The organism is Flavobacterium luteum, assembly GCF_008806775.1.
GTDB lineage: Bacteria > Bacteroidota > Bacteroidia > Flavobacteriales > Flavobacteriaceae > Flavobacterium > Flavobacterium luteum.
The window spans coordinates 52913-65668 of sequence record NZ_WAEM01000011.1; the positions used below are offsets into that span (position 1 = coordinate 52913).

The 12756-nt window shown below is 35.7% G+C and carries 5 protein-coding genes; 3 read left to right on the forward strand and 2 right to left on the reverse strand.

Translation table 11 applies throughout. The features are described 5' to 3' along the window. Position 1: 1 nt before the first annotated feature. Complete coding sequence (locus tag F6464_RS13730; protein WP_151108526.1) at positions 2–1387, reverse strand: hypothetical protein; 1386 nt, start codon at positions 1385–1387, stop codon at positions 2–4. 152 nt (positions 1388–1539) lie between these two features. Between F6464_RS13730 and F6464_RS13735 the strand changes: the two genes are divergently transcribed. From F6464_RS13735 to F6464_RS13745, 3 genes are all read left to right on the forward strand, one after another. After that, complete coding sequence (locus tag F6464_RS13735; protein WP_191963395.1) at positions 1540–1779, forward strand: hypothetical protein; 240 nt, start codon at positions 1540–1542, stop codon at positions 1777–1779. 139 nt (positions 1780–1918) lie between these two features. After that, complete coding sequence (locus F6464_RS13740; RefSeq protein WP_151108527.1) at positions 1919–3013, forward strand: formylglycine-generating enzyme family protein; 1095 nt, start codon at positions 1919–1921, stop codon at positions 3011–3013. A 1284-nt stretch (positions 3014–4297) separates the two neighbouring features. Further along, the gene (locus F6464_RS13745) at positions 4298–4519 is read left to right on the forward strand and encodes a hypothetical protein (RefSeq protein ID WP_151108528.1); all 222 of its coding nucleotides are present in this window, start codon (positions 4298–4300) and stop codon (positions 4517–4519) included. 3 nt (positions 4520–4522) lie between these two features. Here F6464_RS13745 and F6464_RS13750 read toward each other — a convergent pair whose 3' ends face one another. After that, positions 4523–11758 (reverse strand): YDG domain-containing protein, encoded by a 7236-nt coding sequence (locus F6464_RS13750; protein WP_151108529.1) that lies wholly within the window; start codon positions 11756–11758, stop codon positions 4523–4525. Positions 11759–12756: the final 998 nt, after the last annotated feature.

Sequence of the window (12756 nt, forward strand, 5' to 3'; positions counted from 1 at the left end):
GCTATTTTTTTGTATTCAATTCAACAAGATTGGCTCTCAAACAAACATTCATAAAGGCAGCCGATGTCCAAAGCTGGGATCCTGAACCAGAAATTAATCCGGAAGGCAATGGTACTTTTTCGTGAAACGAACCAAACCCACCCCATTCTTTATCGCGTTTATCAGACAACTTAGTTCCCATGGTTCGGGCAAGTAAAGCGGCATTGTATCCTGTATAATCTTTACCATCGGCAATTTCCTTGGCTTGCAAGAAGAATGTATCGCAAAAGGGCCAAGCTGCGGCATTGTGATCTCCCGTTCCATCACCCAAATAAGGATAAATTAAAGGAGTTCCGTATTGATTTGACGGATAATTATCAATGGCTTTTTTGGCGGCTTTGCCTTCTACAATTCCAAAAAGTACGGCAAAAGCAGTCCCAAGATTGTGTTGGTTAGGCATCACTTTTCCGTACCTGTCTTTATAATACGTAAAAGTACCCTCGGGTAATCGCAATTCCTTTAGAATAGCCATTTTTAGTGCTTTGGCTCTAGCAGTCCAAGCTTTTGATTCTTCAGGTAAATTGCATTTTTTAGCGGCATTAGCCAGTGATACCATCGCTTTATAGTACAAGCAATTCGTGGAGGTGCTTTTCAACAACACACAATCCGCTTGAGAATAACCCTCTGGATAGCCATCGGATTGAATGTCCTGAAAAGTGTTTTGACACCTGTATAAACCATCTGTTTTATCGAACCAAGGAGCATAAAGGGCTTCAAAATTACTTTTCCCGTTGGTGTAAAACCATTGCCAATCTGCCACTTCTGGATGGATTTTAAACAAATCATCTACAGCCCAGATCCACACCACATCATCCGTACGTCGGGTGATGCTGTTGCTTTTGAACTGAGCCATTATTTGCAATTTGTCATCCGTGATAGCGTCCCAAGGAGCATCAATCTCTTTGATCACTTCTTTGGTCGAAACTTTATAACCCATCTTCTCCACCACATCTCTTGTAACCCGAAGCGATTTCATCATCTCTTGTGGATAAATGGCATTGAGACCCAAAATTCCTGCAAAGGAAATATCACGAACATAAACCCGGTCGGTGTAACGTCGTCCGGCAGCAAAGTAAGTGCCATAATCGTTGGTAATCAAATTGAGCTCCACATCGTGTAGCGCAATGTTCCACATTTTCTTAGTAATTGGGGTGGTATCTGCTTTTAGAACGATAGTGTTTTTTGGGTTGACATTGGGCAAATCGTCAGTTACAAATTGTCCTAAACCATCCTCCAAGGAATTGGCTTTCAAAACCAATGGTCCATTTTCATACAAGAATTTTTGACTATGGGTAGAGGAAGAAATCAGTAAACTGCCGAGCATAACTAGTTGAATATATTTTTTCATTTTGTGATTTTTCAATTTAGTTACAAATAAACGTATTAAAAAATAATTGCAATCATTCAAAAAGTATCATTTACATAGTGATTCTGTTTCATTTTGCCAATGAAACAGAATACGTAGATTAATAATTTCTAAATACGGTACAATGATACTAATTGGAATTGGATGGTCAATATGACTGGAATTTGCACATTGCTGCCCCAATGTTCATTATCGGAGGAAATAATCAAGGTGAAATAATAGGTAAAAATCCAAACCCTTCCGATTTAGATAATGTTGATTTGAAACATGAAATTGATTTTAGAAGTGCTTACGCCTCGCTTTTGCAAAATAAATTTAATTTTGACGCTACTAAAATTGGTTTAAAAAATACTGCATTAAAAGGATTGTTTTAAAAAAATAAATAATTAACGTTATATTTGGGGGTTTTTTAACATATTAAAAAAAACCTTTTTTATGATTTCAAGAAAATAAATAATGACAAAAAACTTTAAAAATAAGAGCTTGAAATTTGCTCTAAAATGCTCAATTTTAATGATTTTATTATTAAATAATACTATTGTTAATGGACAGACTAAAACAAATAAAATCACCTCGGCGAAAAAAAATTGCTGTACGGCTTCTATTCCAAATAGGTTGAGTCAACCAATAGTAAAAAAGGATGTCCCTATTAATGCCGTACAAACAAAAAGGCGTGACGAAATGGTGTGGATTCCTTCAGGGGAATTCAGCATGGGTGCAGATAGCAATCAAGGACGTCAAGATGAATTTCCAAAACACACTGTAAAAGTTGATGGTTTTTATATGGATATAACAGAAGTAACTAATTTGCAATTTAAAGAATTTGTTACTCAAACGGGTTACATAACGACTGCCGAAAAAGATATTGATTGGGAAGAATTAAAAAAACAATTACCATCACAAACCCCAAAACCAGATGCCGAAACCTTAAAAGCCGCCTCGCTTGTTTTTGTTCCTTCGGAAGGGGAAGTTAGTTTGCAAGATTATAGCCAATGGTGGCAATGGAATCATGGAGCTAATTGGAAACATCCAAAAGGAAGTGGAAGCGATATTGTGGGTAAAGAAAATTATCCCGTAGTTCACATCAGTTGGGATGACGCCAATGCGTATTGCAAATGGGCAGGAAAACGTTTACCTACGGAAGCGGAATGGGAGTATGCGGCTAGAGGAAATTTAAAAAATTCTGTTTACACTTGGGGAAATGAAAAAATGGATGAAAGTAAAACATATTGCAATTATTGGCAAGGAAGTTTCCCTTATAAAAACAATACAATTGACGGGTATTATGGAGCTTCACCAGTAAAAACGTATAGCCCTAATGGCTATGGATTATATGACATGGCAGGAAATGTCTGGGAATGGTGTTCTGATAATTACAATAATACCTATTATGACACTTTCAAAAATATTAAAATTGCTATCAATCCAAACGGTCCACCAATTAGTTTTGATCCAGATGAGCCATTAGTTCCTAAAAGAGTTATGCGTGGCGGTTCTTTTTTGTGTAATGAATCCTATTGCAGCGGTTATAGAGTTTCTGCAAGAATGAAAAGTTCTTCTGATTCATCTATGGAACATTTGGGTTTTAGATGTGTACAAAGCAAATAAATAGTTTTTAATAAAATTTTAATAAAAAAATAATAGCTAATATCAATATAATGATAATACTAAAAAAGAAACTTTAAATAGATCTTTATTGCTCCCCAAAAACAAGACAAAACTTTCACATAATTTAAAATAGAAAATAATAACCTTAATTATTTCAAAAAGCAGAAACTATGTTTTTGTGAATTGTTGGGTAGCCTAATACTATATTTGAAGAGGGTATTGAACTTTATTATTTTTAAATTAAAATATATCTACTTGATTTTAAGATGCTTGATTAGGCAATCATCGCGTCAAAATTGTAACTTTCTCTAACAGAGGGAGCAAAAGCAAAAAGGCTATCATTTGACTGGCCTTTTGTTTTCAAAAAACTTCTAAAATACGCCTTGTGCCTAAATTATTCATTCTATTAAACTAAGTCGGTTTTATATTGTCTTTTCTTCAGATTTTAATTAATGACTTGGTTTTCATTTAAATGCAGACGATTGGATCACTTTTCTAATAAACGAATGCCAAGCAAAATCTCAAGCTGTATCAATCTAAAAGCATATCAAAAAAATGAAAAGCAAAATTTTTAACCAGATCCTTATCTTGTATCTAGAAATGATTAACACGTTATTATAAAAATACTTGAACTCAATATCAGTGCATCACTAATGGGTTAGATAGAGCCCATTTCTTGAGTCAATAACTATCTATAAGAAGAATTCAAGCTAAGAGAACCTTTACAGAAATATAGAGACTTCTTTTAGTTGCAAACAAATTTTATAATCTGTGCTGAATTACCCCGATACAAAAACACGAAAAACTATTTTGACTAAAACTAAATCGTTTTATTTGTATATATATATATATGCTTACAAAAATTAAATTTATATGTCTTTAATCGATTTTTTAAGTATTTAATCAGTTTATTTTTAAATAATTAAATAATTTTAAAAGTGAAACGAAATGAGTTTGTGCCCCAAATTTATTTTTTCTAAAACTTAATTAAAAAACGATTATTAATGATAACGTTATGGAAAAAACTACCCTACTAGTTGAAAAAAAACTGTCTTTTAACCACTAAAAACAACATAATATATGTAGTATTTTCAATACTATTTTTTTTTCGTAACTATTCACGTTAAAGCTCAAACACAGGTAACCCCGCAAGTTAACTTTTCTCAAAGAACTTCCTCAGCCTCACCAACTCAAAAAATATATGACATCAAAAGCGACTTTACATTAATTGGAAATACTAATTTATAACTTGCAAATTACTCCAACAACAATCAAAGAAATACAATGGAATTCATTGATATTGATGGTGACCCCGCTACTCTTAATTCTTCAACGAAAACTCTAGAACTTTCAAATTCTGGGGAAAATGGTGCCAATCAAAACTATTCAAATGTTCTTTTTGCAGTACTTTATTGGACTGGGGAAATCGCTATTTTAAGACAAGACATATTTAACAAAAAAAAACGCCTCAATTTTCATGAGACGTTTCAATTTTTAAGTTACTAGATCTTATCTTTTAACCATTCGGATCGATTTTACTTTATCTCCTTGAGATACCACTAAGTTGTATACCCCTGATGGATAATTACCTCCTATTTCTAGAACACTCAATTCTGAAACTGAAGATTTGCGAACTTCTAGTTGACGTCCAATCATATCATACACTTTCATTTCTACTTGAGCGTCACTTGAACTCTCAATATCTAAATTAAAGTGTGATGCAAATGGATTTGGGAATGATTTTACTTCAAACACATCATTCACTTCTGACAATCTAGCAATTGGAGTTGAAACTACACAAGGATCTCCCCAAGCTGTAAATGCAGTAGCAGCTCCTTTAGATCTAACTCTTATGGTATATGCCGTGCTAAGAACGCCTCCTCCTGGAAATTGACTTAGTCTAAACCAAGAAGTGTTAGAAGGTATAACAATAGTAGTAACACCATCAGTAACTTCAAACTCATATTGAGTTGCTAAGTATACAGGACTAGCCTGAATAGCATCAGTGATGAAATTTAATGTTTTACCACACTGCATCGGTCTAACTTTAGTTAATGTGTTTGTAAGCGGTTCAGCTGGCGCTGTGACGATACAGGTATTTCCATAAGCACCATAACCACCCCCAATTTTAGCTTTTACTTTTATAGAATACGATTTGCCGTAAACTAATCCTCCACTTATTTTAGTAGCTGGGAAAAAGTAATAGTTTGGCCAAACAACTGTGTCAACTACATTATTGTCAGTTCTAGTTACTTCAAAAGTATATTCTGTAGCACCAATTATTGGACTTGCCTGAATAGCATCAGTGATGAAATTCATTGTTTTACCACACTGTATTGGTCTTAACTGTGTACATAAAGTTATTGCCACAGTAATAGACGCTCCTGAAATTACTTTTGAACAACTTGTATTTACATCCTCAACATCAGTTAACACATAGACAAATGATCGGACAGCATTACTAGGAACATTGACTGTAACTGTGTTATTTCCGGGTAAAGTACTAACGGTGTAAGGAGTTCCGTCAATAGTGTAATAAAATTTGTAATTTTCAATACTAGTACCATTAGAACCCGTAAATGTAACTTGTGTTAATTGACTTAAACAATTTAAACTAGTACTACTCATAGTTGCCGTTGGTATTGGATTAACAACTAAAGTTCCAGGTGCATAACTAAAAGTATAATTTGAGACACTTGGACCAACTGCATTTGAAACTGTAATAGGATAAGATCCAACTCCTGCCAATAGACCAGCTCCTGCACTTGTTAACGTTACACTTGTAATATCTCCTGGAACTGGAAAATCACTTGTAAACTCTGTACCAGTGAAGGTATAGGTAGATTCTCCACATTTAGCAATGTCATTTGCGGTAATTGTTATCGCTCTTTCGGTAATTGATGCCGTCAAAATAGGGTTATATAACCTATAGTTATTAAAATCTGCTCCTTCTAAAACGAAGACGAAGCTTGTAAGTGGTTTGTCTATACCAATATCTTTAGTATCGAAAAATGCAGTTGCTGCACTTGCGGGATTGAATGTAACGTCATCACCAGGTACAATTCCCGCAACTGGATCTACGACTAAGGATGCTCCACTTACATCTATTGGTGCTGTTGTAGTTCCATCATAAACTTTATTACTTGCTGTAACACCTTGAATTGTTAATGGTCTTCTAAATATTCTTTTTGTAGGCAAAGTAGGTTGAATTAAAGTATAATTGTTTATATCAGTATTAATGTCTCCAGATGAAATTGTACTTGTAGAAATCACTTGATGATTAAAACCAATCTCAGAAAAATTTCTAGAAGTTACTCCTGGAGCTGAATAATAGTTTACAATTAAATTTAAAGTTACAGTTTCTCCAGCAACCACTCCAGCTAAAGTTCCAGCACCATCTCCTTGTAAGGTAGCGATACTTGTACCATCATAAATTTTATTCTGACTAGTACCTACTATTGTTAGTTGTTTAGGTGTAATGCTAGAATCCGCCAAAGAAGAAACTTGTATCAAGTCATAATTAATAGCTGCAGTACCACCAATACTAAAATTAGGTGTTACAGGATAAGGTCCTCCTACATTTTTATCTGAATTTGTATATATTCCAGCTTGTGTTAAAGTTATATTATCACCAGATACAACTCCCACCAAACTACCGCCAGTAGCTGCTGCAGTTGTGGTACCATCGTATTGTTTATCTATAGAAGTTGCTCCATCAATAGTAAGTGTAACTTTAGATATACTTCTTTGAGTTAAATCAGTAGGCTGAGTCACAGAATAATTAGCAATATCTGCTCCTAAAATTGTACTTGTTGATGTCATTATATAAGGTCCACCAGCATTTGATGATGCATAACGTCCCGATAATACTAAAGTAACATCGTCGCCTAAAACTACGCCATTTAATACGCCATCTGTTAAGATTGCTGTACTAGTTCTATCGTAAACTTTGTCTACTGTTGTAGTGCCAGTAATTGTTAGTGCTTTTTTAGTAATATTTCTTACAGTTAATGTAGGCTGCGTCAAAGTATAATTGTTTACATCAGTATTAATGTTTCCAGAGGCAATTGTACTTGTAGACGTTACTGCGTAACCATTACCAACATTTCTAACAGTTACACCTGGAGCAGAGTAATAGTTTAAAATTAAAGTTAAATTTACAGTTTCTCCTGCGACCACTCCTACTAAAGCTCCAGCAGTAGCTCCCGATAAGGTAGCGGTACTTGTACCATCATACACTTTATTCTGACTATTACCTGATATGGTTAGTGCTTTAGGGGTAATACTAGCATTGTTTAACGCAGGCTGTGTTAAAGAATAGTTGGTATTAGTAATACTAAAGTTTGGCGTAATTGTAAACGGACCTCCAACATCTTTACCAGGAAATATACCAGCTTGAGTTAAAGTTACACTATCACCACTTACAAGTCCTACCAAAGTTCCCCCTGTTACAACTGCAGTTGTGTTACCATTATAAGCTTTATCTGCTGTAGTAGCTCCAACAATAGTTAGTGGGGCTGGAGTAATACTTCTTTGCGTTAACCCTGTAGGTTGAGTCAAAGTATAATTAGCATTATCAGCACCAGAAATTGTACTTGTTGATGTTATGTTGTAAGGCCCTCCAGCATTTACTGATGAATAAGTTCCAGATAATGTTAAAGTAACAACGTCACCTGATACTACTCCACTTAATACTCCATCTGATAAGATTGCTGTATTAGTTTTAGTGTATACTTTATCAACTGTTGTAGTGCCAGTAATTGTTAACGCTTTTGCAGTAATATTTCTTGCAGTTAATGTAGGCTGCGTCAAAGTATAATTGTTTATATCAGTATTAATGTTTCCAGATGCAATTGTACTTGTAGAAATTACACTATAGCCATTACCAACAGCTTTAGTAGGTACTCCTAGATTGTAATAATTTACAATTAAAGTTAAATTTACAGTTTCTCCAGCGACCACTCCACTTAAAGTTCCAGTAGATAAGGTGGCGGTACTTGTACCGTCATACACTTTATTTGCGCTAGTTCCTCCTATTGTAAGTACTGCAGGAGTAATCGTAGCATTAGCCAACGTTGGTTGCGTCAAGGAATAATTCGCATTACCAGCTCCACCTATAGCACAGGTAGCAGTGACAGGCCAAGTTCCAACATCTTTAGATGAAAACGTTCCTGATTGGGTTGTTAAGGTTGTAGTATCTCCTGAGATGACTCCAACTAAGACACCTCCTGTTACAATTGCTGTTGTGTTACCATTATAAGCTTTAGTAGCAACGGTAGCGCCAGTTATTGTTAAAGGACGTGGCGAGATGGTCACCGTTAACCCTGTAGGCTGCGTTAAACTGTAATTACCTGCAGCGGTGCCACCTAATGCGCAGGTAGCGGTAACAGCCCTAGCTACTCCAGTACCAGTAGTTGAAATAGTTCCTGACTGGGTTAAGGTTACATCCTCTGATAAAATAACTCCTACTAAACTACCACCTGTAACAGCGACAACTGTGGTTTTGTCATAATTTCTATTAACCGCTGAAGCTCCTGTTACAGTTAACGGTATTGCAGTAATGTTTCTTGCAGTCAAACTTGGCTGGGTTAAACTATAATTCCCAGCGTCTGCCCCACCCAATGTACTGGTAGAAGTAATTGCCAATGCTGTTCCTACATTTACACTAGCATAAGTTCCTGATCCACTAAATGTTACAACATTAGGAGAAATAACACCTGATAAAGTGCCACCTGTTACAATAGCAACATTGTTGCCATCATAAACTTTATTAGCTGTAGTAGCCCCTGTTACTGTTACTGCTTTTGCAGTAATCGCACCTGTATTACTTGCAACAAAGGTAACAACATAGTTATTCCCACTATTACCATCATTTACAATTCCTGTAGGAGTTAATGTTTTGTTTGTTCCAACATTCTTGTTATCATACGTTTGAGTAAAACCAGAAGTATCAGATCCTTGCAATGCTCCGGACGTTATGCTAGGTGTTATAGCAGAAGTTGTAAAATTATCAAATGTTTTTGTGTTTGAAGCGGCAGTAACTTCAATTGCTACCGTACCAATTGTAAATGGTGTAGCAACTGAACTGGCAACACCATATGCTGCATCTGCAGCTACAGTAGCAGTTACCGTATAACTTCCTGCGTTTTTAGGTCGCGTGGCACTCGCTGAATAAGTTGTTCCACTTACACCCACATAACTAAAAGTATAACTAGTTCCAGTACCAGTATTTGTAGCTGCATTTGGTCCTTGACTTGATCCGTTATACGTATACGTTCCTATTGGAGTTACGGTAACCGTAGGAGTTGTTAAGGTATAAGAAGAAGTAATAACACCTGCTGTTGATGTAAAGTAAGTTGCATCAATATTAGTTGCACCAGATCCTGTAAAACCCCATGTTCCGTTAGACCCTACAACACCACCAAGAGTAAGCTGACCAACAGTTACATTTGCATCAACATTGGCAACAGCTGAAACGGCTATAGTTAAGTTATTTGTCGCTGCACCTAAAGCAGTAGTACTATTTATACTAAGTGTTCCTACGCTGATGGTATTTGTACCCGTATAGGTATTTGCTCCACTAAGCGTAACTGTACCTGAGGTCGTTTTTGTTAGATTAGCTGTACCTGCAAGTATTTTGCTAATAGTACCGCTTTCTACTGCATAAGAAGTCGCTGTTAATGCTCCTGTAGTTCCTGAAATAGTACCACTAGTTAGTGTTACTGCTCCTACCGTGTCACTAAAAGTCTTCATATCTAATGTTCCTCCTGACACAGTAACTGCACCAGATGCTATTGCGTTATCAACACCATATTCTAGTGTTCCTGCGGAAACAGTAGTTAACCCTGTATAGGTATTACTACCTGAAAGAATAACTGTACCTGAGTTCGATTTTGTTAAAGCTACTGCACCAGCAAGTATTTTGCTAATAGTACCGCTTTCTACTGCATATGAAGTCGCTGTTAATGCTCCTGTAGTTCCAGAAATAGCACCACTAGTTAGTGTTACGGCTCCAACTGTATCACTAAAAGTTTTCAAATCTAATGTTCCTCCTGATACAGTAACTGCACCAGATGCTATTGCGTCATCAATACCATATTCTAGTGTTCCTCCGGAAACGGTAGTATTACCACCATACGTATTAGCTGCCGAAATTATAGCGGTGCTAGTTCCTATTTTAGTTAAACTTAGTGCACCTGCTGTATTCGAAATTAATCCTGAAAGAGTCAACTGTTGACCTTCTGCACTAGCAACAGAAGTACCGCCAATGTTTAAGTTAATTGTACCTGAAACTATTGAAATAGGTGCAGCAATAGTTCGTGCAGAACCATAACCATCAAGACCAGAATTTGTAACTGCAACCGTAATCGTTTTGCTAAAAGTTGCTGTATTAGATTGAATGGTTCCCCCATTTAAAATAATATTACTAGCTGCACTTGCGCTATTTCCAAAAGCACCTGCTACACTTGCTTGGACTGTATTAGACGCTCTCAAAATTCCTGCAGTTACCGTTGTTGTTCCAGAATAGGTATTTGCTGCCGATACATCCATTGTACCAAGTCCGTCTTTTATAATTCCACCAGTGCCACTTATAACAGTACTTATGGTTAAGTCTGCAGCGGTAGTTCCGTCATTAGCTACTGTAAAAGTTCTTGTGGCTGTTCCTAAAGCTAATGGTGTAGCTATTGTAGCGCCACTAGTTCCAGTGCCAGCAGTTGCAACGGCAACATTGCCCACTAGAGTTAATAGACCTGTACCAGTTATAGCAGAACCAGCTGTTGCACCACATTGTAGAGCAAGACTTGTTGCAGTACCACCAAGTGTAAATGTAGATAAAGCAAGTGTAGTTCCTGCATTAACCGTTACTATACCATTTACAGTTGCGTTAGCGGCAAGTGTTTTTGTGCCACTACCTGATGTTTTTAAATTAGTATAGGTATAAGTACCAATAGTTTGATTGGCTGTTGTTCCTCCTGTGCCATCGCCATAATACTCAACAGTTCCAGTAGAGGGAACTATAGAACCACTATTAGGAGTACCGCTTATGGTTCCTCCTACTTTTAGCAAACCAGCACCTGTAAATTTAATTATATTTCTTGCTGCTTGTGCAGGCATTGTTATATTTCCTGAAACCGTTACGGTTCCTGTTGAAATTGTTACATCACAAACTCTAGTAGCACCACTACTAAGTGGTAAGGTTATTGACGCACAAGTTAATGTTCCCGCACCTACATTTATACTCTTAAGTAAAGTAGTGGTAGTATTTGGCTGCCCTATGGTAACCGCACCTGTAACTGTTAAAGAATTGGTACCACTTATACTTACTGTATTATTACCAGTACCTAATGCTATTGCAAATGTATTACAAACTGCATTAACATCTACTGTTACATTAATACCATCAGGTATCACAACATCATGAGCACTCGTAGGTACTCCCAAAGACCAGTTTGTGCCTAAGCTCCAATTGCCACCAGTTGCACCAGTATAATTATTAGTTTGCGCTGAGACCGTACCCACAAATAACAAACTCAACAGCACTACTACCATCGAGAACGATTGCGTGAATGGCGTTTTGGAGCCATTAGAATTGTTGTAAGACGTTTCGGCACGAGGTGTCAACGAAAGTCCCGTTTGGGTTGTGCTACTAAAAAATGCAGCAACCGTTTGCTCTAAAGGTAAGAGCGCGGTTTTTAAAAAGTCAAAAAGGGTATTTACTCTTTTTGTTTTTACTGTTGTTTTCATACTATTTAATTTAAATGTTAATTTAAAAAAGTGGCTATTTATAAAGTAACTCCCACTTTTCAGATTGTTATGCTTTTTTTTGGTACTTGAATTAAAGCAATTAAATAAAAATTGCTTACTGGATGTAAAATAAATCTGTTAAATAAGTAAGAAAATCTATAAAGACAACTATTTTTTTGAGTTAACTTCATAAAATTCTACTTCATATGGAGCTTGTACCAGTCAGAAAAATTCTGGTTTGTGTACCGGCGGTTGTATAAGATTTCCTTAAACGGACATCGACGTACAACTACATCAAGAACAGGCTATGGAGCAGCTCTGCAACTACTTTAAAACTAAGTAATTTTTTTCATACTAATTTTGGTTTTTTTGGTTGGTGATTGATACTATTTAAAATACAATTGGTTAAATACTGTTTTATTTGGGATTAAAACTTTTACAAAAATAGTCCGGTTTTTCAAAACAAACCTAACAATAATGGTTCAATTGCTATGCGATTTTGTCTCATTATTGAATTATTTATACCGTTTAATCTTTTAATTTACTGGAATAATTTGTATATTTGACTATGCCAAAAAAGATAATATTAGAAATAGCAGAGCGTGTTGCATTTTTATCGGTAGTGTAATTTTGTATTCCATAATTTATATAAGTTGGAATCAAATTCACAAATGCAACATTGAAAAGATTGAAAGCAGCAATAAACATTTAAAAGTGGCTACTGGAGGGAGAATTAGCACTAATGATCTAGAGATCGTTCTTAAAGATAAAATTGCTCCCCAAAGTATTTTAATCTAAAAAATTATCAAGATAATTATCTGTGCGTAACTTTAAAGGCTTAATAAAAATATGGTTATTTCAGTTTAAGCATTGATAAAATATATCAAAGCGAGTTCCTTATAATTAAAGAGCACCTATTTTCAATTTGCTTTTTCTTTCCGTTCAAAATCATTTCTGCCATAATTTTCCCCATTGCATTAAAATTAGTTGAAATGGTA